At 34.3% G+C, this 24,071-nt stretch carries 19 protein-coding genes; all 19 read right to left on the bottom strand.

The annotated features are described in order from the left end of the window. Nucleotides 1-32 precede the first annotated feature (32 nt). The 19 genes from SCALIN_RS00645 to SCALIN_RS00555 all read right to left on the bottom strand — a co-directional run bounded on the left by SCALIN_RS00645 (nucleotide 33) and on the right by SCALIN_RS00555 (nucleotide 23,380). On the bottom strand, nucleotides 33-749 hold the full coding sequence (locus tag SCALIN_RS00645) for a polyprenol monophosphomannose synthase (protein WP_096892335.1): 717 nt from the start codon (nucleotides 747-749) through the stop codon (nucleotides 33-35). An 11-nt stretch (nucleotides 750-760) separates the two neighbouring features. After that, nucleotides 761-2,128 carry a B12-binding domain-containing radical SAM protein gene (locus SCALIN_RS00640; RefSeq protein ID WP_096892334.1) on the bottom strand — a complete coding sequence of 456 codons (1,368 nt, stop codon included), beginning with the start codon at nucleotides 2,126-2,128 and terminating at the stop codon, nucleotides 761-763. A gap of 239 nt (nucleotides 2,129-2,367) precedes the next feature. After that, the gene (locus tag SCALIN_RS00635; RefSeq protein ID WP_162532084.1) at nucleotides 2,368-4,581 is read right to left on the bottom strand and encodes a glycosyl hydrolase; all 2,214 of its coding nucleotides are present in this window, start codon (nucleotides 4,579-4,581) and stop codon (nucleotides 2,368-2,370) included. 1 nt (nucleotide 4,582) lies between these two features. Beyond that, nucleotides 4,583-5,413 (bottom strand): glycosyltransferase family 2 protein, encoded by an 831-nt coding sequence (locus SCALIN_RS00630; protein ID WP_096892332.1) that lies wholly within the window; start codon nucleotides 5,411-5,413, stop codon nucleotides 4,583-4,585. A gap of 207 nt (nucleotides 5,414-5,620) precedes the next feature. Next, complete coding sequence (locus SCALIN_RS00625; protein ID WP_096892331.1) at nucleotides 5,621-7,378, bottom strand: ArnT family glycosyltransferase; 1,758 nt, start codon at nucleotides 7,376-7,378, stop codon at nucleotides 5,621-5,623. Continuing rightward, a complete protein-coding gene (locus SCALIN_RS00620; protein WP_096892330.1) occupies nucleotides 7,365-8,426 on the bottom strand; it encodes a radical SAM protein in 1,062 nt (353 codons plus the stop codon). The genes SCALIN_RS00625 and SCALIN_RS00620 overlap by 14 nt, the downstream gene beginning before the upstream one ends. A 28-nt stretch (nucleotides 8,427-8,454) precedes the next feature. Then, nucleotides 8,455-9,606, bottom strand: coding sequence for a glycosyltransferase family 4 protein (locus SCALIN_RS00615; protein WP_096892329.1), 1,152 nt, complete (start codon nucleotides 9,604-9,606; stop codon nucleotides 8,455-8,457). A 2-nt stretch (nucleotides 9,607-9,608) separates the two neighbouring features. After that, nucleotides 9,609-11,108 (bottom strand): B12-binding domain-containing radical SAM protein, encoded by a 1,500-nt coding sequence (locus SCALIN_RS00610; RefSeq protein WP_096892328.1) that lies wholly within the window; start codon nucleotides 11,106-11,108, stop codon nucleotides 9,609-9,611. A gap of 19 nt (nucleotides 11,109-11,127) precedes the next feature. Continuing rightward, a complete protein-coding gene (locus tag SCALIN_RS00605) occupies nucleotides 11,128-12,144 on the bottom strand; it encodes a glycosyltransferase family 2 protein (RefSeq protein ID WP_096892327.1) in 1,017 nt (338 codons plus the stop codon). Next, nucleotides 12,101-13,360 carry a glycosyltransferase family 4 protein gene (locus SCALIN_RS00600; protein WP_096892326.1) on the bottom strand — a complete coding sequence of 420 codons (1,260 nt, stop codon included), beginning with the start codon at nucleotides 13,358-13,360 and terminating at the stop codon, nucleotides 12,101-12,103. The genes SCALIN_RS00605 and SCALIN_RS00600 overlap by 44 nt, the downstream gene beginning before the upstream one ends. A gap of 27 nt (nucleotides 13,361-13,387) precedes the next feature. Then, on the bottom strand, nucleotides 13,388-14,353 hold the full coding sequence (locus tag SCALIN_RS00595) for a sulfotransferase family protein (protein WP_096892325.1): 966 nt from the start codon (nucleotides 14,351-14,353) through the stop codon (nucleotides 13,388-13,390). A 92-nt stretch (nucleotides 14,354-14,445) separates the two neighbouring features. Continuing rightward, a complete protein-coding gene (locus SCALIN_RS00590) occupies nucleotides 14,446-15,906 on the bottom strand; it encodes an oligosaccharide flippase family protein (RefSeq protein ID WP_096892324.1) in 1,461 nt (486 codons plus the stop codon). A 17-nt stretch (nucleotides 15,907-15,923) separates the two neighbouring features. Continuing rightward, complete coding sequence (locus SCALIN_RS00585; protein WP_096892323.1) at nucleotides 15,924-16,412, bottom strand: SPASM domain-containing protein; 489 nt, start codon at nucleotides 16,410-16,412, stop codon at nucleotides 15,924-15,926. Nucleotides 16,413-16,474: 62 nt separating this feature from the next. Then, nucleotides 16,475-17,077, bottom strand: a complete 603-nt coding sequence (locus tag SCALIN_RS00580; RefSeq protein WP_096892322.1) for a radical SAM protein — start codon at nucleotides 17,075-17,077, stop codon at nucleotides 16,475-16,477. A gap of 7 nt (nucleotides 17,078-17,084) precedes the next feature. Beyond that, entirely contained in the window at nucleotides 17,085-18,596 is a 1,512-nt protein-coding gene (locus SCALIN_RS00575) for an O-antigen ligase family protein (RefSeq protein WP_096892321.1), read from the bottom strand. A 1-nt stretch (nucleotide 18,597) separates the two neighbouring features. After that, on the bottom strand, nucleotides 18,598-20,028 hold the full coding sequence (locus tag SCALIN_RS00570; RefSeq protein ID WP_096892320.1) for a sugar transferase: 1,431 nt from the start codon (nucleotides 20,026-20,028) through the stop codon (nucleotides 18,598-18,600). A gap of 15 nt (nucleotides 20,029-20,043) precedes the next feature. After that, nucleotides 20,044-20,703 carry a CpsD/CapB family tyrosine-protein kinase gene (locus tag SCALIN_RS00565; protein WP_096892319.1) on the bottom strand — a complete coding sequence of 220 codons (660 nt, stop codon included), beginning with the start codon at nucleotides 20,701-20,703 and terminating at the stop codon, nucleotides 20,044-20,046. Between the two features lie 265 nt (nucleotides 20,704-20,968). Beyond that, complete coding sequence (locus SCALIN_RS00560) at nucleotides 20,969-22,270, bottom strand: GumC family protein (protein ID WP_162532083.1); 1,302 nt, start codon at nucleotides 22,268-22,270, stop codon at nucleotides 20,969-20,971. A gap of 345 nt (nucleotides 22,271-22,615) precedes the next feature. Next, nucleotides 22,616-23,380, bottom strand: coding sequence for a polysaccharide biosynthesis/export family protein (locus tag SCALIN_RS00555; protein ID WP_096892317.1), 765 nt, complete (start codon nucleotides 23,378-23,380; stop codon nucleotides 22,616-22,618). Nucleotides 23,381-24,071: the final 691 nt, after the last annotated feature.

The following is a 24,071-nucleotide window of genomic DNA, read 5'->3' as shown; positions in this document are numbered from 1 at the left end:
GACATACAATTTTTATAAACTCTTTTGCTTTACTATTTTTGTCTTCTAATAATATTCTTTAACAATAGTTTCCATGGCAGCAGCGTAGATTCAATAATCAAATTGAACGACATTTTGGAAACACCAAAATTTCTTTCGACAAATACGATAGGTATCTCTTTTATAGTGTATTTATTTTTATGCGCGATATATACCATTTCTACGAGAAAAGCATAACCGTTTGAAGACATATGGTTCATGCATATATTGCTTAATGCCCGTGCGTCCCAGCATCTGAACCCACTGGTACAGTCTTCGAAAGGGAGACTAAGCACATATTTAATATACCTGTTTGCGAAAAGACTCATTGCAAGTCTTTTTATTGACCAGTTGATAACGCGAATTCCTTTTATATACCTTGAACCAATTATCAGATCATTTCCTGCAATATTTTTTAAAAAGTCAGGGATAAACTTTGAAGGGTGTGAAAGATCTGCATCCATCTGAAATATATATTTCGGCCTCATACTTTGTGCGTATTCAAATCCATCTTGATAAGATGCTGCAAAGCTTTTCTGCCTGTTCCTGCGAATTAGATGAATTCTCTGATTGCTCATTTTTAACTGTTCAACAATATCAGCTGTTTTATCAGGTGAGGAGTCATCAACTACTACCACATCAATATCCATGTTTAAAGAAAATATTTCAGCAAGTAATTTTTTTATATTTTCTTCCTCGTTATAAGTTGGTATGACAATAACAGTTTCCATTTAGCCTAGTTTTATACTTTACCAAAAAAAGCCTTCTTTAAGACCACTTTTGACTGTTTTAACCTTGGAAGACTATATTGGATAAACCTTATAATCTTGAAAGTTCTTAGATAAAAGGAAACGTATGCCTTTACCTGCAACACTTCCAGTCTTTTTCTGGGAAGATTTGTCAATTCCAGACAACCACCTCCAAACCTTGTATACTCTTCCCAGTTATGTGATAACAACCGGTAATTGCCTTCTCCCACTCTCGCCATGTCCCATATCTTCGTTCCCGGATACGGCGACATTATGCCAAATGACACAAAATCAGGTTTTAACTTTACGGCAAAGTTAATAGTATCCTTTATTGTTTCTTCGGTCTCATAAGGATGACCAATGATAAAAGTACAGGCGATAAACAACCCTGTCTTCCTGGCAAGCTTTACCGTCTCTTCTACTTGTGTCAAAGTTATACTTTTATCAACATTATTTAGTATTTGCTGATTTCCGCTTTCGACCCCAAATTCTATCTGTTCGCAGCCTGCTTCCTTCATCCTTGCAAATACTTCAGGATCTCTTTTATCAACTCGTGTCTGGGCAACCCATTTTATTTTTTTATTTAAACCTTTCTTCAAAAGAAGACTCGTTAGTTCCAGCACTTTTGCCTTTCTTAAAGTAAATGTTTCATCTATAAATATTATTTTTTTTGGATTAAACTTCTCTACCAGCCATTCAATTTCCTTAACAACATTCTCTGGCGTACGATCTCTGACAACATTACCCGATGATCTCATACAGAAAGAGCATTGGTATGGACATCCCCTTGATGAAAGTACAAAATAGGTATTGCTGTTATTTTTAAATTTGTCCCATGCGGGAAATGGCAACGAGTCAGGATTACGAATATAACCTCTTGATGGATTTATTACAATCTCTTTGCCTTTTCGGAAACCCAGGCCTGATATTTCACGATAATTCCTTGCGCCGGAAATCGAATTTACCAGTTCAACAAGTGTCTCTTCTCCTTCACCGGTAACGACAAAATCAATTTCTGGAAATTCATTAAGACTTTCCCGGGGCATAGCGATAGCATGTGCCCCTCCTAAAACGATAAAAATGTCCGGCATAACCTCTTTTATCCTTTTTGCAATATTACTTGCAGCAAAAATATCAGGTGTCATCGCAGAAAACCCAACTATTTCAGGTTTAGTGGCAGAAACTTTATTACAGATATCTTCTACAGATAACCATTCAAACTTTCCATCGATTACATCACAATGTATGCTGTTTTTCTCCAGATAAGAAGCCAGATATCCAAGTCCTGCCCTGGGTATACAAGACTGGTTTGATTTGTATCTTTCGGCACCTACTGGTGGATTTATTAAAACAACTTTCATGTTAACTCCCTTTATACTAATTCGTTATTACCGGTATTATGAGATTCGTATGTAAACTAACTATATGATATACCGAACAACCATTCAGCTGCTTACCTTAATTTTTTTATAGAAAAAATTAATCAAACTATTGCCTTTAATGATTTGCATTAATCACCAGAATTAAAAATTTACCTGCTACAGAAAAAAGCGTATTTTGAATAAATTTTATTCAGGTTTTGCACCATATCGTTTGTTACTTAAACGTTTTTTATAGATTTTAATTTTTTCGGTGACTCCTGGATCCTCCATACTCTTTCTTTCTCTATGTTAAACCAGATGAAAGCCTTAACACGTGGTGCTTTTTTTTCTAACGTATCAAAATATCTATTAATCCATTTTTCCGGACTATCAGCATATCTGTTCCCCGGATTATATTTTTTTGGATTATTATCTGCATCCCCGGCAGCACTTTCAGCAATCATTATCGGTTTGCGTTGTGCGTAGTCATTATATATACCCATAATCTGTGATTCCGGATCACCGTTGCCCAGAAAAGAGTACACCGAGATTCCCACCCAATCTACATATTCATCACCAGGATAGTATTCTGTCCAGTGAACACTACCTATATCTACACCTAAAGGGGCCCAGACAAATATAAGGTTGTCCGCTCCATACTTCCTGAATGTATTAACCACATGCCGCCATGCTTGAATAAACATCTGAGGAGTCTCTGATGGGTTTAATGCCGCACTGAAATTATTCCAGTTGCCATTCATTTCTGAGAAAAATCTGAAAAATATAGGCTTTCTAAATTCTTTCGCTCCTTTAGCCCAATTTTTAATTGTTTTGTCCAGATTCCCTTTAATTACCTCTGAAGGTTTTGTTTTGCTGGCAATGGCACCCAGGTGAGGAACCTTGCCCATCTGATCTATTTTTTTACACATTTGCATAGGAAATTCCTTAGTGAACGGCCAGCCAAAAGATAAAATTGTTGACGTTCTTCCTGCAAGGTTTTCGTATTCTGAAATCTCATTTTCGTCTAATTGCTTTTCCCATGGAACGGTACCTCCTTTATCAACAATCTTCTTCAAACCTGGAAAAAACCACACTCCATGATAGACATTACCATCCTCTGGCTCAAATTTTCCTAATTCTTCAGGCCTGGTTATCCGCGTGCCGGGTAGTTGCGTTGCTGTCCTCTGGCTACCAGTATGTACTGCGCGTATATTATTTACATAAATAATAAATTTTTTATCTTTAAATTTTTTTGGCTGATAAATCCCTATGCCGATTTTTCTAATCTGATCAAGATCTAATCTATCATTTTCATCTTTATTCTTACCTCCGGATAAAAAGAATTTTGAAAATGGGACGGTTATTTCCTTCCAACCAGTCGTTTTCAACCCTCTGGCATGCTGTGCTATATACGCGCTTCCATCTTCTTCGTATAACATGACAGATAAATCAATAAGGCCTTTTGCCCCTTGAGGAATATGGGACCAGAAGGTGATCGAATCTGAACCTTTCCAATTTCTGGTTGAGCCTAAATCTTTTTCAACAAATCCCAGAAAGGGTTTCTTCTTTTTAAATTTATATTGTAATTTGAGAGAAGGGTTCCCTTCTTTTCTTATAGAATCATCTATGGAATAATTAAGTTTTAATGTTTTCGTCTGATTAGTTGACCAGCCAGAAAGGCCTGAATCAAAATTATCTACTAAAAAATCAGTTCCCTGTAATGGAGTTCCTTTGGGGAGCTTGCTGACAGTGGAAATGCCTTGCCCGTCATCTCTCTGCACAGGAGTTTCTTTAGTAATTTCAGTACCACTGGGGTCCTGTTTCTGGTCGTCTCCTTTCCTGATAAGTCGTATATCATCAATATAAATGGAGAATTTTTTGTCCTTGAAACTGGATGGCTGATATATACCGACTGCTATCTTTCTTATCTGTTCCAGGTCTAAGGGCTTATCGCTGGATGGACCGCTTGAGTAAACAAATTGTGAAAAAGATACTGTTGATCTTTCCCAGCCAGCTTCCTTGAGATTTCTAACATGCTGTGCTATATAAGCGTTCCCATCGTCATCATATGCCATTATGGATAAATTGCTCAAGCCCTTAGCTTTCTCAGGTATAAAAGTCCATAATCCAATTGAATCATATTCTGACCAATCCCGGGTTGTGCCAAGGTCTTTAATAAGAAAAGCAATGAAGGGATTTTTCTTCTTGAAGGAATAATCTATCTTCATAGCCATTCTTCCGTCCTTCACCTTATTTGAATCAAGAGTATATTTAATATTAACCGTTGGATGTTTAAATACACTCCATCCTTTAAGTTTATTCTCAAAACTATCAACTATTGTATTGCTGCTAATATCGCTTCCAATCCCCTTATGTGTTGAACAAGAAACAACTGCTGCAAATATTACGATGAAAGAAAATACAAAAACCAACATATTTTTTAAGTTTTTCATATTAGTTCTCCTGTAAAACATCTGTATTATTGGTAAATAATCCGTGTTTTTTAAAAAAGTAAATTGCGCTTTTCAAATGAATTAACTTATGCTTCAAATTTCCAATTCTTCTACTATTGCTTTGATACCCATGTATCATCTGGACGTCCGGTAGATAATACACCTTCCAATTTTTATTTATCCTGCGGCAAATATCGACATCTTCAAAATACATAAAAAAGTTTTTATCAAATGTACCAACCTCTTTTATTGTTTCGTGTCTGACCATTAAACAACAACCTGTAAGCCATTCAACAGGCATGACTTTATCATGTTCCGAATCCATCATGAGGTATTTTTTTATAATCTTATTATTTGGAAAAATTGAATCAATCAATAATCCTCTACTAATTGACATGATAAAAGAGGGATACCTTCTACAAGAATACTGTAACGATCTATCTGGATTTAAAACTTTACATCCTACCGCGCCGGCATCCTTATTCGCATCCATAAATTTCACCAACTCCTGAAGGGTACCAGAAAGAATAATTATATCAGGATTTGTTATTAAACAGTATCTTGAATTAAACCGTTTAAGTACCTGGTTATTAGCATCTCCAAATCCTCTGTTTTCATTATTCATAATTAATTTAACATCAGGATAATTCTTTTTTATATCATCAACACTGCCGTCAGTGGAATTATTATCAACTACATAAACATCAATATCAATACCTTCCCCATGAGCATATATTGACTCTATACATTTCAAAATATGTTCCTTCGAATTATAATTTACAATGGAAATTGTTAAATCTTTCATCATTATCTCTATTTTTTTTCCTGCCAATAATCCAGTATCTTAAACAGAAATCTTCAGAATAAACCGTGTAAACATACAGCTCATATATCAGCGAAAGGACCTTGATCTTTTATCCTGTTGCACATAAGTGATTTATTGCTTAATACAAAATAATACAAAGCAAGTTTTTTTGAAATAACCGTCATTACATACTGGCGACTCGATATTTATGTAACAGGTATTTGGTTTCTCTTCTCACCTTTTTGATTCTTCATAGGGAATCTTATAAATCTTAATCGTTGGACCTAATCTTTTACCAACTTCTGATGGAAACTCATTTATCAGGATACACTCTTCATTAATAGACTGATAAAATTCAGTATAATATTCAGCAGCCTCAGGATGATTACTTTTGTAAGTATCAGACAAATAACCTTCATAGGCATAACTACTTACCACGACATATCTGACTCCGTTATCCATGAAACGCTGAAGGCTTATATTTTTATCAATTTCACCATAAGAGCTAAGAACAATCCTGGTTAATGGATAACTTATCTTAACAGGTATTTTATTCAAAAGCTGAAAATATTTGTTAAACATTTCCTCTCCAGATTTAAGATATTTGTTGTCTCCACTCTTAGCCTTTACAATAAATGTATTATAATAATTTTCTGGTGTATCGTTTATTGGTGGGCTGAATTTTGCGATGTCAACTCTCCCTGAATCAATGGCAATCTTCGTACCTCCAGGTATATTATTTTCAATCCATTCCTTCGCAAGGCTTCTTGTGTCACTATTAGTTAAAGCAATATCAATTATAATAGAGCGTTTTAATGGGTAAGCTATAATGATAAAAATTCCAATTACAAAAAATATACGGCCGTATTTAACGTTAGAAGCGTACTTATTATATATGAAAGTCAAGAACATTGCCCCATTGATAATTATGAAAGGAATAATCGGCAATAAATATTTATCAATTGATACTTTCCAACTGCTGATGTACGCAAAATAAAATATTATAAAACTGAGTGATAAAATGTTTGCTGAATTTCTGCGATAGATTGCATAAACAACCCCAATAAAACATATTACTGTAATGGCAATTCCAATACCCTTTGCCAATGCCACTTTTATATAAAACATAAAAGGTGATGTATATTCGGCATTGATGTTACCCATTTCAGTCACACGAGAAATATCGAAAAGTATGTCATGATAGAATGCAGAATAATCAATGATAGAAAAAGGACAACCAACTATAAATCCCTGAACTACTGAAAAAAATAGAAGTAAGATACCTTTGTGAAAAACAATCTTCAGAAATCCCGGATTGTTATGTATTACATTTAATATATGTGCGGTAAGTATTGGTACAATCAAGGCAGCAGCATTATATTTTATTGACATACCCAAACCCATTAGTAGACCTGAAAAAAAATAATACTTTGATTTACCTGCCTTTACAATTTGATAAATGTATATAAAAGAGAGGACTGGTATTAATGTAAGATGAGTATCTGTTAATGTAAAATGGGCTATGCCGGTTACAAGAGGAGAAACAGCAAGAAAAAGTGCTGCGATCAGCCCTGTAGTCCTACTATTATAGATTTTTTTACCTATATAATAGGTAACATACACCGTCAGTGTACTGATTAGAACGGTAAAGCAGCGTGATATAAGATAAAAATTTGTAGGGTCGGATATAAATGAAATTGCAAAATCTTCGGTAGAAATAAAATTGCCTGTAAAGTATCCCGCTAAAAAATAAAACACAAAGATAACAAACAATACATACATAAGAAGAGTTCCTGGCCAATCAAAAACATGAGGGTTCAGATCACCTGTTCCAAAAGCAAGCGAATGATTGACTAAAAACTTTTCATCCAGGTTGTATGGATACGGCATACCGTATGATATACCCCATACCCTTAATACAAATGCCAGCAACAGTATGCCTGCCAGGAGAAATGTTCCATATTTAAATGAATTATCCTTAATATAGTCCATGCTGTTTCTCCTTTGTCGCTCTGGGAATTCCTCTACAGTGCGAACATATTGTTTTCAATCCATTATTTCCTTTCTGATGTTTTGTGAACACGCTTCTTGATTGTCGATAACTTTCATTATTCCATAACTTTTCAAATTTACTGTCCGCTAAAGACCCGAACACACTCTTATCTCCTTCATAGACACAGCATGGAGATACAGTACCATCCCAATTGATTACTGTGCTCCGCCACAGCCATTCACATTTTTTTCTAACAGAATATATTTGATCTTTCTTTTCACTATAGGAATAACGGCTTAGTTTTTCATCTTCAGGAAGCCAATCCAAATCTTCTTCATTTCTCATATTAACGGTTACTGGACCAAACCTCAATCTATCAACCCCAAGCTCTTTTGCCAACAACTTCATATTCGGAATTTGCAATTCGTTATGTCTCATAACAAGAAATTGTATTTCAATAAAAGGGTTTTTCACCCCCGTCTTTTTTTTCTCTTTTACTATAGCTCTGATATTATTGATTACACGAGAAAAGTCTCCTCCTACCCTGTAATGGGAATAAACCTTTTCGTCTGCTCCGTCAAGAGAAACTATTAATACTTCCAGACCGGACTCGATTAGTGATTTGGCATCCGACTCTTTAAATACATTCAAATTTGTGCTGATTTCAGTACCTATATTCTTATCTGTTGCGTATGCTATCATCTTATAAATATCCTTATGCATGAGCGGCTCACCCCAACTATAAAAACGTACCTTGTAAAGCCAGTTGGAAAGCTCGTCAATTATTTTTTGATACTTTTCAAAGGCCATACTTCCCAATGGTCTTGTATTCACCCTCTGGCCTGTGGGACACAGGGGACATTTCAAGTCACATACATTTATAGGATCAATTATTATTTCAATTGGATACGCACTTAATACAGACCTGTTTGTCCATCTATGAAAATATAAAGAACAGAGGTTTGCAAATTTTACAGGTGTGTTATGTCTATAAAAAGACCTTATATGTCGTCTGAAAAGTTGTATATTCCTGATTACTTTATTCATAAGTATTTATTAAACCGGATATTCCTCACTAAGTATCTTTTTTAACCGTTTGATGATAACACTTCAGGGTCCTGCTTGCCGTATTTTCCCAGGTAAATTGAGATGCGACTTGTTTTCCCTTTATTCGCAACTTCTCTCTGAGGTCATTATCTAAAAGCAGTTGACATATACCCCTTGAAATATCATCAACATCATATGGATCAATATACGTTCCCGCTTCTCCGGCTACTTCTCGCATTACAGGTATATCTGACACTAAAACAGGTGTCCCGCAAGCCATTGCTTCTATGACGGGAAGCCCAAAACCTTCATAAAATGAGGGAAATGCAAAAAACTCCGCTCCTGTTATTAAGTCCTGCAAATCATCAGTTTCCAGATAGTTGGTAAACTTTATATATTTTCTAAACTTTAGTTCATCGATTGTCCTTAAAATGTTAGGATAGTCTGATTCTATTTTTGTCTCAATATCACCACATATAATCAAATCATAAGGTTCGTGAAGTTCTTTACAGGCATTCGCAAATCCCTTCAGTAATCCTGTCAGGTTCTTCCTGTACTGTGGGAAACCCACAAAAAGGATATATTTTCTTGTTATTCCCAGGTCTCGTTTAATTCTTTCCGGGTCAACATGTCTGCCATTAGTTCTGCTGTAATCCTGCCCAAGGTGTGTAACAAAAACAGTAGTATCGTTGTCACCAAGATAATGTAAAATTTCTTCTTTCATGCTGTTTGATATCGTCATGATGATATCAGCTTTTTTTAATGTCTTGCGCATGAAAAGATTATGAAAAAGTTTTCTTAAAAATGTATTTGTCGATGATTCATGAAAGTACTGACAATCCAGAAAAGTAACAACATTCCTGCATCTGGAAAAGATTGGCACAACGTTTACAGGGCAGTGTAGAATGTCCAACTTCTGCTCACTGACAATAAATGGAAATATTATCTGTTCCCATGCCCTTCTGAGGATGGGCCTTTCAGCTTTAACTGAGCACAATATTTCATGCTGATTATGCTGCGATAGATCAAAATAACCTCTATTTGAATCGGTAACAAAAATATAGTATTCATTGTACCGGTCAATTTTCGCTAAATACTTAACCAGGTTAATGATGTAGTTTGCAGCACCTGTAGGTTTACCACGAAATAACGCGTTGATGCCGATCCTTAATGGCTTCATTTTTATTCCTCTGTGACTGTACTACTATTTAAAATGGTGTGTTTCACCTTTCTTGCAAATTCTTCAAGCCTTTTATTCTTTGACAAGAACCTCACAAAGGAATTCATAGTTGGAAAAACAGTCAGCGCGATAATGCGGGAAGAGAACAGCCCATCAGATATTTTAATAATTATTTTTGATAAACTTTCTGGTAATTTAAAGTAGAATTTATAATTTCTCACCAATAAATTAAAGTAATACGCCGTAAAGATAATCTGATTCCTTTGAATTCGATTGAAAGATAACGATGTGTCTTTGAATGGGTCAGTCACTTCTTTTTTTCTGATAAGACCCTGCTCCATACAGATATCAAACAGCTTTGTCTTCTCATAAGGGTAAAAGATCGAAACCTGTTCTTCATCTGAATTAATTCTAGCGTTTAGTTTTATAGTATCCAGCCTTGCTGGCATATCTTCAAATGGCATACCCACCATATTAAATGTGTAAAGCCTTATGCCCGCATCTTTACAAATAATAGAGGCCCTGACGATTTCATCTTCGGAAAGGTGTCGGTTTAATATCTTGTTTCTGATGAAAGAATTTCCACTCTCAAGGCCTATCCTGAGTGTTCTGCATCCCGAATGGCTGAGAAGTTTTATCGTATTCTCATCTATGAGGTTTGGACGTATGTTACATTCAAATGGTAACGAAATCTCTTTTGAATATTTATCTGAGAATTCTTTAAACCAATCTTTGTTCATCGGAAGGATATCATCATCGAAGTGCATATATTTAATAAATGGATAATCTTGAACTACCTGCTTCATCTCTTTTATTACATTATCAACACTCCTGAATCTCAGGTATCCCTTCGAAGCGCCTATACTTTTCATAATAGCGTGGTTGCAACAGTAAGAGCAGTTAAATGGGCACCCACGCGATGCCATAAAGACACCAATTCCCTCTCTCTCACGGTCCAGATTCTTATAATCAAAGATCGCTCTATCAGGAAATGGTAAAGTATCGAGATCTTTTATTTTTTCCCTGCCAGGATTTTTACAGACCTTACCATTGACTTTGGTCCATATATTCTGTATGCCTGTTATGTCCCGCCCATTTTCTAATGCATCCATAAATTCAACCAGAGGAGCCTCTCCCTCCCCTATACATATGGCATCTATAGCTTCTACACTGATTGTTTCTTCCTGGTTTAGGGTAGGATGTACGCCTCCAACAATAATAATATTTTTATATTCTTTTTTTATCCATGACGCCCAGAGTTTTACAAAGCCAAACATGTTTGTTGTAGCAGAAAATGCTATAAGAGCTTCATTGCCAGGGGAGATGATATTGTTGAGCATATTCATGAATTCATGCTGGTCCGGGGTGCAGGTAATATGCATTAAAGATACATTATGACCGGCTTTTTTCGCAGCAGCAGAAATGTATCCAACACCCGTGTAATAGTAACCGGACCAGTTCGCGCCTTTTAATATGTCAGGATATATGATAATAAGCTTCATAATATTTTTTAAAAAAACTTTACTGTAAAATTAACATTTTTAATTGATAGAGAAACGTGTACCAGTGCCAGGCTATTTTTCTTCGCTGTTCCAACTTTCTATCCTTATTACAGAATACATACATAAGAGACAGGAAAGGGGTTTTTATTATTGCGCTGATCATGATTGCCATCTTGAATAATTTTATATTTTTTAATGAATAGTTTTTTATAAAATAATATTCCTGGCTATTTTGATAGTACATAACCGCTTTGGAAATATTTTTATTACTACTCCCACCCGCATGGTGGATGACTTTAGTATCGGGTGTATACATCACTTTTCCCCCTGCCTTCCTTATCCTGTAAAAAAGGTCACACTCCTCAAAATACAGAAACATATTTTCGTCAAAAAGCCCAACCTGTTCCAATACCTCTCTCCTTATCATAACACATGCTCCAAGGAGAGTCTCTACTTCTTGAATAGAGTTCAGGGCCTCAGGGGTAATTCCACACGCACCAAGAAAATTACTATTGGGAAAAATTTTCCTGTACAGCATATTAATTGATTGACCTCCCAGACAAGCAGATGAAAATGACGGAAAATAACCACAGGAAATCTGGATCCTGCCGTCAGGATATAAGACCATACATCCACATGCACTTACACTGGTATCTTTTTCCATAAATCCAACAAGTTTTTCGATAGTCGAGTCAGTGAGTTCCGTGTCCGGATTCAAAAGTAATATATATTCCCCTATGGCATGCTTGATTGCTATATTATTTGCCTTAGCAAAACCAACATTTTCTTTATTTTTTATAAGATGTACTGTTGGGTAATCTTCTTCAACCATTTCCGCACTTCCATCAGTTGAATTGTTGTCAACGACTATAATCTGATTTCTTTTATAATCCTCCCTGAAAATGCTCTTCAAACAATCACTTAACAACTCCTTTGTCATATAATTGACAATGACTATGGAAATTATTGTGTTCTCTGTCGTAATGACTTCATTAACCGGCTTTCTGCATTTTTCTTTCTTCTGTTGTATACTCATAAATGTCTTCCAACTTTAATACCAATTTGTCCCAACCATAATTTTCCTTTACCAATTTATAGGCATTCTCTGTCAATGTATTATACAATTGTTTATTTGAGAAAACTTCCTGAACCTTTATAGCAAAATCATCTGGTTTATCAGCCAGTAAGATATGTTGTCCATCCTCAACTGAAAAGCCTTCGCATCCAACAGAGGTAGAGACAACAGGGACCTTCAACGCCATAGCCTCTACAATTTTCAGCCTTGTGCCGCCACCAATTCGTATTGGTGTTATTAAAACAGTTGAATCGTTGATATACTGCCGTATATCTTTAACAAAACCAGTAAACTCTATTGATGCATCGTGGGGTAGTTGATCAGAGTATCTATTCCAACAATCACCAATAACTACCACAGAGAACTTTTTTATCCGTTTCTTGATCTCTGGGAATATTTCCTTTAAAAAATAAAAAAGCGCATCAACATTGGGAAAGTGTCCTGCACCTCCCAAAAACAATAACCTGTTATCTCCTTCTTCCTTTGGAAAAGGCCTGAAACTGGCAAGATCCACACCGTTCGGTATCACATGTACAGAGAGCTCCGGCAATATATCATTTACTTTCCTTCTATCAACCTCTGACATGACGACAAGTCTATCAAACTGATTCCAGGTTTTTAAGGCAAAAAATCTATGCATTCTGTAATCAATATATTTTTTTAATTTCAAAAACTTTTTCTTCTCACAGTGATAATTTCTTAAATAGGGGATGAAAGAAATGTCGTAATCAACAAGAATCTTAAGTGAACGATTTTCTTTATAAAATGATTTATCAAAATTCTGTGCCATTTTAGGCAACTCAACCTGTACAATATTATAGTTGTTATTTTTCAAAAGATTAATTAATTTTTTCTGCATTTCGAGATAATAAAAACCTGATATTTCCATCGGAACACCTTTAAAGAAACAATATATTCTGTTAAATAATCGGAGGTAGTTATTAATCCTGAAAAAATAACCTTTCTCTCTAACATAGAGATTATCAATATTAATCGTTACTATATTTCTGCAAAACCCGGAAAGCTCCTGTACATGATTCTTCTCCTTTTCTGTGATAGGAGAAATTAAATCCACAACATGGCGATACGAGAGGTGTTTGATGATATTAAATAATCTTGTATGTCCACCCGATGAAAGGGGAAGAGGAAAAAATGGAGAAACAATTAAGATATTCATGAATTTATTTCTTGATTGATAAATTTATTAAGTATGTCCGTGCATACGAAACCAGGTGTAAAAAGCACGTAACTTATGTATTACAATCCTTATATCCAAATTATAATAGATAAACCCAAACACAAAATGCATTATATCCGAAACAAGATATCGCGGACTGGAAGGTATGGAATTGAGCGTGTTTAAAAGTTCGTCTAAATTATAACCCATCACATTAAGCCGTTCCGCACCAATCCATCGTAAATATCGTCTGCACCAGGCCTTTCGAAAGGGATTTCTCAGAACATTCTTCCATTTATCCAAAGGCTCTGTACTAACATCCTGGTATACTGCATGAGAAACATGAGGATCACCCATTCTTCCTCTAAGCTGAACATCGCTGAATCTAGACAATAAGTCAGGATCAAATGGAAGGTCTAAATAATTTAATATCCTCTCCCATTCATCCCGTGGATTAATAAGCAGATCTTCATAACGCACACTAATAGCTAAATTGGAATGTGCATCATAAGCTGCAATCAAATTTGCCAGACCCTTAAAAAGATCAATTTGAAAATGAAAATTCCACTTTCCATCAGACCAATTAAGGACAGATGCGGCTACCGCCAGAGGATTACGCCAAAGAAATATAAATTTCCCTTCCGGAAAAAGAGTAATGATATCCTCCACAACTAAATGGTAACGAGGACTTTTATCTAAGAAATACTTTACCTCAATTTTTGCTGCCTTACGGTAAAGACCGAGCGTAAACTCTCTTATGCTATGTAAATAATCGTCTTTGCCATTTGGTAAATAGTGGAAAAAGTCTTCAAGTGCTTCTGATAATATCTTATGGCTATACTCCGCGTAAACACCTTTTTTCTTCAATGTATAAAGATAGGGAATCAATAACCACGGCTCAGCAACGGTAACAACATCCTTATGTGACGCAAGAATTCGTTGTGCAAGAGTAGAACCAGAGCGGGGTATGCTTAAAAGATATAATGGTAACATATAAAATAATTCCAGATGTTATTGAAACGTCTTGAATCCAAATTAATTTTTAAAAAAATCCGAAAAGTTGTGTTCGAGCTAAATTAATTCTGTTATAAATTGATACGAGCCCTCAATTTCACCATTACCTTACTTAATTCACTTCTAAACATCACATATCCAATCAGTGACATTATGAAAAAGGCCAATACATTATCCAAAATCAAATTCGGTGAATAATAAACTAAAATACTTACACCTGAGATCGTTGCTAATACAAGAAAATAATTATAGCTGAAGGGAGAAACGGTACCTTTATAAATAAATTTTAAAATAATGAATCCGTTTAAGTGACCACATAAAACAGCAGTTGCAGTCGCAATGGCTGCCCCAAGCATTCCATATTCTGGAATCAAGAAATAATTTAATACAAAATTTAAAGAACCTATTAAAAAAGTATTTATAGTAGAAAGATACGTTTTCCCGGACATTCTTATTAACTGAGAAAAGCAGCCAGGTAAAATTGTTAAAAAAAGACTTAAACTTAAAATTGTTGTTACTACTACCGCTTCATTATTAACAAATTGTTCACCAAAAACCCCTAATATTAATTTGATATTTATCCATAAAAAAATCACAACCGAACCTGCTATAAATAAAAATAGATAGGAAGAATATTTGTATATTTCATTAAGTTGTTTAATCTGGTTTTTGGACCAATATTCAGAAAAAAGTGGTGCCAACACCTGTGCTCCTGCCCAAAAAGGTATAACCACAATGAAAGCAATTTTGCTTGCTACATTATATATTCCAACAGATTCAGTGGTAGCCATATAACCCAGAAAAACCTTATCCATCTTATCAATTGACAACATTAACAGCTCAGTTCCTATCAAGGGAGCAGAAAATTTATAAAGCAATTTAGTATGCTTAAAAGATGGTAACGTGAAACCAAAATCCTTGTTATTAATTAGTATCTCGGATATAAGATAAGCAAGTACCAGAGGAACAATTTGTACATATATCAACCCTGTAATAGTTGGCAAGATAGCCAATATTGATAAGATGCATATTATTCTAAAAACTGGCTGAAGAAAGAAACCCGTAATTGAGCTTAACGCGCTTAATCTTAAGCCCATAAAACCATTCTGGTTTAAAATCAGAAGCGGATTAAGAAAAACACATGGAATAAAACAAATTAAAAATAATGGATAACTTATGTGACTTATTATCTTATGAGGTAATAAGAGTTTATAAATAAATGGAGAAACGACAGTTAGTACTATTGCGACAAAGATAACGAACCACTTAGAATCATTAAATATTTTTTTTGCAGTACCTTTATCCCCTTTTCCAACATATTCTGAAATATACTTAGTTACCGCCACATGCATTCCCTGCCGGGAAATTGCCGCGATCACCTCCATAATGGTAATCAGAAAAATTATTGTACCGTATAGAGAAACTTCAACAAACCCCAGAACCAACACAGTATTTACATAGCCAATAACCATGTTAAATACCATTCCGGCAAATAAAAAAAAGCTTCCTTTTGCAAGGTAAGATTTTGACATTTATTATTAATCAGTCCTTAATGCTTATAAAATTCACAGCACCTGTGGCATACCGGAAAATATTTTTTCTCTCTTAGTTCGGTTCGAAAGTGTCTGAATTTTTGATTATTCCATATTTTTTTAAAGCTTTCATTCTTTATATTTCCTGCTACAAAACTTGAACACGGGCTGATATCGCCATTTGGAAGAACATAAACAGAAGTCCATGGCGCTATGCATGTATTACTATATGATTTTGATAAAAAAACCGGTTCACGATAATATCTTATAATTTCTTCTCTGGTAAAATCAGGATGAATAACTATAGGCATTTTATATTTGCGGGATTTAATCTCCTCAATTTTTTTTACCAGAATTTCGACATCAATTCCGTCAGGTTTGTATCTATAGCCTGCCCAATGAATTGACTCTGTCTGAAATAGTTCGCGGAAAACAGCGATCTGTCTATTTAATTCATCTTCTTTTACAAATATAAGATGAAGAAAAATAAGACAATTGACATTCAAAGACTCTGCAATATCTATAACATCATCAAGATACTTATAGTTCTGCTCGGAAATAGTACATCCTATTTCAATGTCTGGCTTCTTTTTGTTTTTTTATTTTTATACCTGTTAATTGATTCGATGCCACGTATAGCCTTTTTAAAGACATTATCACCGACTCCCCTTGCAATATTATGTATTTTTTCCGGTCCGTCAAGAGAAAGGCTTATTTTATCTAAACATAAATCCACTATCTTCTCCGCATTCTCTTCGAGCATAGTACCATTTGTTGTCAAAAAACACTCAAGATGTTTTGATTTAACAAAACTGAGAAACTTAAACCAGTCTTTGTACAGCAAAACCTCTCCCCCACACAAATTTATCCTGGGTTTGTATGGGGATATTTCAGCAATCACTCTTTTCAATGTGCTTATCTCTACTTCGTCCTTCATCTGACTAGCTGAGAAATCCTTGACATAGCCAGTGTCACCCCACTGACCACATACGTTACATCTCAAATTACATCTATATGTTAAAAAAAAAGTCAGGTTCTGAGGAAACGGACTGTATCCCTTTAAATACGATGCCGCAACCTGGGTAATAATCTTACTCTTTCCTTTAGCAATGGCATTACGAGGATTACGTATTATTTTCTTCAAGTTATTTTTTGAAATTAATTTCAGCATTTCTCAATCAAGCTTCTAAACAAAGATTCTTTTCTTCTTGAATGGATATTTTATAAGAAACAAAGATTAACCCCACAAGGACCCAGTATACGGTAATGAGCAGATCAGCATTGTAAATGCTGAATAGCATCTGTATTGACGCCCCAGTCAAAGCGGCTATCATACCAGCACCTATCCCCCAGTATAATTTATCTCTACTCTTCAACAATTTAAAGGCATATAGAAATATAATAAAATGGGTCCAGATAAAAAAAATGAGACCAACTATTCCTGTCTCTGATGCTACAAGTAAATATTTATTGTGTACTACTGTCCCAAAAAATTCTCCTCCAAAATACCCTTTCTGTGTATTGGAAATCCCTTCCGGTGAATAATTTCTATCTCCCATTACAATCGAATAATTGTTCAAACCTACACCGGCAAAAGGGTTTTGCTGAATCATATTAAGCGAAATGTAAATACCTTCCATTCGAGGATCAATAGCCGCCTTTGATTTAATTCGTTCAATAATACTTTCTCCTCCAAACATGTAATATACAAAAAAAGCTGAAAAAAGTATCAGCCATGCACCTGCGATAAGATGCTTAATATTAATATATTTTTTTCGCCAGCCAAAAAATAAAACAATTGTCAATGCAGAAACAAGGCTCAAATATCCATTTCTTGAATAGCTCAATAACACTGATAAAAGGCCGCCTGATATAACTAAAAACAATACTAATTTCAGTTTTATGTTTTGAGTGATAAAATATATCCCGGTAGTCAGCGAAATCAACAGGACATAGTATGCTGCCTGAACATTGTGTACACCAATAGTTCCACCCGCACGGAATACTTCCGGTTTTGTTGTAGATTGTAGTGTAGTATGTTCTACATTACCTGTAAATGTGAACCAGGTTTTAAAATACGCCTGAATAAATGTAACAAGCTCCTGTACGAAAAGACCCGCGATAAGAACAGAAAGCACAAGGATTAAATCACTTTTATCCTTAACAAGGTTTACCAAAACGATTAAGATTACTGCCATCCTGCAAAACCACACAAATTCAATAATTGTTAATACCGGCTCCGCAGATTTAACCATTGAAATTCCACACCATATAATATAGAGAACAAACGGTAAAAAAACCGGCGGTAAATATATCGAAGTATCCCTTTGAAAAACTCTCTCTTTAAATAAATATAAAATAAGGAAAACAAGTGGTATATCGTATAGGAATATTCCGATAGCCGATGGCCCACCGGAAATCAGTGGATATCCGGAGGAAAATAACTGTTTTCCCACAAAGAACGGTATGAAAAAAACAAATAACCCAAGTGCCAATCTCCTTTGTTGTCTATACAAAGCAAAAAGCAGTAACATTAAAATACCAAGTAGATAAACAACAAACCACTTGAGATTCATCCCTGTTACTAAACAGGTTATCAGCCCGGTTGTACACCCCCCCGCAATAATTAAAAAATAATAAACACCTATTCTTTTTAAATTCAGATTTTTCTGGTAAGGTGATTGTATCAAACTACATCGCTCCCTTTTGACTCAAGACAATATAAATAGTTTGTAGAATAATCTTTAAATCCATACCAAGAGACCAATTATCGATATATTCTAAATCGAGCTCTATCCACTCTTCAAATGGTAATGTATTTCTGCCACTTACCTGCCATAATCCTGTTATTCCAGGTTTGACACTTAATCTTCTCCTCTGCTTCCATGAATATTTCTCTACCTCATCTTGTAAAGGTGGACGGGGACCAACCAGACTCATTTCACCCTTTAAAACATTATAAAGTTGTGGTGTTTCATCTAAACTGAATCTTCTTAAAAATTTTCCTACTTTGGTAATCCTGGGATCGTTTTTTATCTTGAAAACAGGACCGCTCATTTCATTCATTTTGATCAGTTCAGATTTAATATCTTCCGCGTTAGATATCATTGTTCTAAATTTCAGCAATTTAAATCGTCTGTTATTGCAACTTATCCTTTCTTGTATAAATAACACAGGGCCTTTTGAATCAATCTTAATCAGAATGAAAATAACAACGAACACTGGTAACATGAGTATCAACAACAAACATGATAATGAAATATCTATATATCTTTTTATGAATAATTTGAATGTATCTTCCGGCCCTAAGCTGATATTAATCAAGGGAATATTGCCAAGCAGGTCGATAGAGTTTTTTGTGTGGTTTAAAAGAAACACATCTGATACTATCCTTACAACAATCCCTCTTTCAGAACAGATCACTATAATATCTTCGATTTTATCATAAAATGATTTTACTGGTAGCGCAATAAACACCTCGTCAATTATGTTATTATTTAAGATTGACTTTAAGCTGCTTAATTTACCAAGATATTTTACTGATGAAGGAAAATTAATATTATCTCCAGACTCATACGGTTCATCCACATAACCGATAGTTTTTATCCCATATTCTTCCTCTTCTCTTAACTTATTAACAAGTAGTGCTGAGCGACTATTCTTGCCAATAATTATCATATTTTTAAAATCATAGCCTTTTGAACGGACATATCGTAATGTGGTCCGCAAAAACAACCTGAAGGAAATAAGAAAAATTGAACTAACTACGAAGAATAATACGAGATGGGCAATTTGAGTTTTTTGTGATTTCAGGACCAGGCTGCTAAGAAGTATCGATACAAAACAGATAAAAGAAGCCTTCATTATGATTAAAAATTCGTCATAAATATTTGCAATTCTTTTTGAATAATAAACCTTCCATTCTGAAGAAATGTATAGCCAAACGACCATGTAAATAAACAACTCTAACAAATTTGATTTTAAAATCGCAGTTGTATGAGTAAAGGGTATATGTTCTAAGAAATCATGAAGCCATTTACTTAAAATAAATGCAGTTATAACGATAGTTATATCAAATACTTTGAAAATCTTAGAAAGGTGTTGTGCCTGGACTTGCAGCATGTTTATACAAGAGTTTTAAAGATATGCATATATTGATTTGGGAATATAATGTTTTTTTCTGTTCAAAACAATACCCAGTATATTTGCATTAACAGCAGAAAGTTTCTTTTTTGTATCTAATACAATTTGCTTTCTCACCTCTTCTGCCTGGATGACTAATAATACACCGTCAACTTTTGAAGCAAGTACTATTGATTCAGGATAATATTGAAGTGGGGCAGAATCAATTATTATATATGTATATTTATTCTTCAACTCATCTATGAGATCTGAAAACCCCTTTGATTTGATAATCTGGGCAAGATCACATTTTTTGTTACCAGACGTCAGTACAAAAAGATTTTCAACCTCAGTTTGACTGATTGTTGTTTCCAGTGGAACGCCTTCCAACAAATATTCAGACACTCCTTTTGTTTTGCTATTGCCATAGTGTCTTGACTTTGATCGGAAATTCAGATCTATTAGCAGCACTTTAGAATTGGATTCTTCAGCAATTACACGAGAAAGATAAATTGTAGTAATACTATTCCCTTCTCCGTGTGTTGAACTGGCAACCATAATAGATTTACAAGACGATTTATTGTTTAATGACTGTAAAATATTATTTTTTAACTTCCTGAATTCTATAGTTACTTCTTGAGGTAACTTGCCAATTTTAATAATACTATTTTCCATAAAATACTTGAGTAAAATCGTTTTTTTAAATTAGAAGCATCCGGTTAGGTTTTTGCGTATACCGCTTTTGTCATACCCGAATTCCTTTATCGGGTATCTATGTGACTCTTCAATCTGGATTCCCGCTCAAAGCATCCGGAATGACAGTTTTGGAGCATTAATTTGCAATACGCAAAAACCTAACCGGATGACGCTGAATTTTATTCAGACTATTGTTACAAAAATTATGATGGGGAGTAATTTGTATTATTTACCTATATGAAATTCATAATTTATTGAGGTGCTTATTTTCTGAAATTGTCCCTAAAACCTTCAAATTAAGATATTCTTCAACATCTTCTACAGACTTAAAAGATTGATCAAATACTTCCATAAGTGAGATAATGGAAACACTAAGTAGAATGCCGATAAAAAATGACATTATTAAAATAAAAATCTTTTGAGGAATAAAAGAAATCAGTCTTTTTGGCAAAATAGGAGGATACGCAGGTTCTATTATTTTGACATCTGTTATATTAGCAGTATCCATAGCGAGTAGAATACGAGCATCCTCAGCTTTTTTTAAATAAGTGTTATAGAAATCTTCATTTTCACTAACTTTTCTCGTTAAAACTCGTAATTCATAATCCAACTGGTTAATTTTTCTCAACTCTTCATCTGATCGACTTAAAATGTTATTTATCTTTTCCTTTTTCGCTTTCAACGAATCAATATCAATTAAATATGCAGACCTCGCTTCCTCTTTTCTTAGTTCTCTCTCAAGATCTTTAATACTATCATCAATTGACGTTATATACAAATTATCATCAAAATACTTAAGAGACATATCAATTTTCTTCAGTTTTAAATCCATAAGCTTTAGTTTGATGGTATCAACGACCTGGTCTGGCTTACTGATATCAAACGTGGAAAACCCTAATGATCTTTCATGCAAGAGGTTTTTCATGCCTTCAACCTTACTATTAAGCCTCGTAAGCTCAATTTCTGTATTATCTTTCTCGCTCCGTAGATCACTATTTAAGTGCAATAGATGACTTTTTTGTTCCTCTATGGATGAAATATTCCAATGTTCCTGAAATTCTTTTAAGCTTTTTTCAGATACTTCAAGATTTTTCTTAAACTTGTTAGTCTGATTCACAAAGAAATTTAAGGCATTTGTTGTCATGTGAATATTCATTTGATGTTTAATATAAACAGAGACAGCGGAATTAACTATCCGTGCAGCTATAACAGGATCTGGATAATTGAAACCTACTTTTACCGTATTAGAACTATTTACTAATTCTGCGGTCAAACCATGTTGTATTCCTAATATGACTTTTTCTTTAAGAGATAATTTCTTTTTAAGACCTAATTTACAAATTAATGTATCTAAATAGTCGAGAATATCTGAAATTTGTTTTTTAAAGTAGTTTTTTATTTTTTTCCAAAAAGATTGAGGTATTTCTTTTGGTGGGTTTAGTATCTCATCACCTAGCTCATTAAATATTTCTTCAGCAACGTATCTACCCCTCATTAGCTCTAATTCTGAATTAAGAATATCAGAAGTAGTTGTAGTTGTAATCATTCCTGGTGAACTGATGAATCCCGCCTCCCGTGAAATACTTTGCTTTCCAATTTTTATAAGGATTTTTGAGGAAGCCTGGTATGGTGTATGATGAGTATATACATAGATAGTAGCGATGAGGAGTGTTGATAATGTAAATACTACTATGGTAATTTTGTATTTAAAGAATATATATAAACAATCTCTTAAGGTAACTCTATTGTCGTTTTTTAGCATATTGATAAGTTAATTACTAGGCAAATTCAAAATTCCTTTTATTTCTCATCTGCAACCAAATTACATAAGACATAGATGATAATAATATTGCTTTAAAATAAATACTGAAAATTCATCTCTCTATTATTACTAAGGCGCAACAAAAGAGCCTCCTCCACTGTTTTTTGTTCTCGTTTTACCCCGAAAATAAGAAAATCCTGTAGATAGTGTAACAGGGATCATGTTTTTGATATATTGCTCGACACTTTTATTCGCTTTGGCAATAAAAGTCTTAGGTACAAATACAATATCGAAAGGCTGGAGATAAATATCCTTTTCAGGTGCTTTTCCAGAAATAACTTCTTTTAAATTTACCTTTCTCGTCACTGGCATATTTTCTGGTCCTCTTCTAACAATGATCACACTACCAGGATCTGATGTTTCTTTAAACCCCCCAGCCTTAAAAATAGACTGGAGAACAGTAGTATTTCCAATATTTATGGAGAAATCTCCCGGTCTATCAACCTCTCCTCCCACATATACCTTCTCCTCTTCAAACTCTTTTAAGAATATGGTAACTTCTGGTTTTCTCAAAATCCCCTTATATTTTTCAATAATTGTTGCTTGAAGTTCAGAGGGTGTCAGTCCCGCAGCAACCAATTCACCAATCAATTGAAGAGATATTTTCCCGTCCAATCTTATAACAACATTTACATTAAGTTCGCTATTGTAAAAATATTTTACGTCAAGAGAATCTCCTTGTTTCAGGACATAATCACCAATTGGTTCACTAGCAGAAGAATTTTCCGCTTCAAACGTTAATACCTCTAAATCTGTTGGAGAGTTCATATATGCACAACTAATTAAGCTTAAACAAACAGTTAATGATGAAAAAAGAATTATATGTTTAATCATTTGTCAATTTAAAAAAATTGGGAACAATATGGTTACTTCCCATTATTTATATCGGTTTATCATCAGGTTATGTAAAAACACATTGCAATTTTAACAAATTTAAATCGTAATACTGTTTGATAGATATTTATCTGTTCTGCTCATCTGCTAAAAAGAACCGCAGAATGATGCGAACAATATTCTCCTTTCAAGGAAGAGATCAAAGTAGATGAATCTCCACCCCCCCCCCTTGGGTGATAAACAATTCAAATGAAAACATGGACGTATCGCCCGTGAAAAAAGCACCTGTTTTCATTATTCTCCAACGCAATGGAAAATGGTGTACAGAAAATGTACAAAACTGCGCTAAAACCATGATAAAGACCACTATACACGGTAAGGCACTTTACGGGAGCACAGTTTCCTCTTATCATCAGAGAGGCTATAATGTTAAAATTTGTAAAAAATATAGCTGTACCAACCTAAACCCTATGATAAATATTCAGTTTATACACTTTAAAATTGAGTTAGTCAACAAAACACTTAATTAATTATACCGTTTTCTACACTCAGGTGTATTTGGCAAGATATTATTATTTTCGCAGGCAAGTTGTTTGACTACTGATGTTTTTTCCTGAAAACTCTTATATTAACAGAAAACAAATCACCCAATGTACATACCAATGCCCTCTCAGTTACATGTAAAAAAATG

The sequence above is a fragment of the Candidatus Scalindua japonica genome (genome assembly GCF_002443295.1).
GTDB lineage: Bacteria > Planctomycetota > Brocadiia > Brocadiales > Scalinduaceae > Scalindua > Scalindua japonica.
This window is presented reverse-complemented; position numbering and strand designations above follow the sequence as displayed.

Coding starts and splice junctions, on each gene's coding strand:
- SCALIN_RS00645 (WP_096892335.1), bottom strand. CDS start 749: ATGGAAACTGTTATTGTCATACCAACTTATAACGAGGAAGAAAATATA.
- SCALIN_RS00640 (WP_096892334.1), bottom strand. CDS start 2,128: ATGAAAGTTGTTTTAATAAATCCACCAGTAGGTGCCGAAAGATACAAA.
- SCALIN_RS00635 (WP_162532084.1), bottom strand. CDS start 4,581: ATGAAAAACTTAAAAAATATGTTGGTTTTTGTATTTTCTTTCATCGTA.
- SCALIN_RS00625 (WP_096892331.1), bottom strand. CDS start 7,378: ATGGACTATATTAAGGATAATTCATTTAAATATGGAACATTTCTCCTG.
- SCALIN_RS00620 (WP_096892330.1), bottom strand. CDS start 8,426: ATGAATAAAGTAATCAGGAATATACAACTTTTCAGACGACATATAAGG.
- SCALIN_RS00615 (WP_096892329.1), bottom strand. CDS start 9,606: ATGAAGCCATTAAGGATCGGCATCAACGCGTTATTTCGTGGTAAACCT.
- SCALIN_RS00610 (WP_096892328.1), bottom strand. CDS start 11,108: ATGAAGCTTATTATCATATATCCTGACATATTAAAAGGCGCGAACTGG.
- SCALIN_RS00605 (WP_096892327.1), bottom strand. CDS start 12,144: ATGAGTATACAACAGAAGAAAGAAAAATGCAGAAAGCCGGTTAATGAA.
- SCALIN_RS00600 (WP_096892326.1), bottom strand. CDS start 13,360: ATGAATATCTTAATTGTTTCTCCATTTTTTCCTCTTCCCCTTTCATCG.
- SCALIN_RS00595 (WP_096892325.1), bottom strand. CDS start 14,353: ATGTTACCATTATATCTTTTAAGCATACCCCGCTCTGGTTCTACTCTT.
- SCALIN_RS00590 (WP_096892324.1), bottom strand. CDS start 15,906: ATGTCAAAATCTTACCTTGCAAAAGGAAGCTTTTTTTTATTTGCCGGA.
- SCALIN_RS00580 (WP_096892322.1), bottom strand. CDS start 17,077: ATGCTGAAATTAATTTCAAAAAATAACTTGAAGAAAATAATACGTAAT.
- SCALIN_RS00570 (WP_096892320.1), bottom strand. CDS start 20,028: ATGCTGCAAGTCCAGGCACAACACCTTTCTAAGATTTTCAAAGTATTT.
- SCALIN_RS00565 (WP_096892319.1), bottom strand. CDS start 20,703: ATGGAAAATAGTATTATTAAAATTGGCAAGTTACCTCAAGAAGTAACT.
- SCALIN_RS00560 (WP_162532083.1), bottom strand. CDS start 22,270: ATGATTACAACTACAACTACTTCTGATATTCTTAATTCAGAATTAGAG.
- SCALIN_RS00555 (WP_096892317.1), bottom strand. CDS start 23,380: ATGATTAAACATATAATTCTTTTTTCATCATTAACTGTTTGTTTAAGC.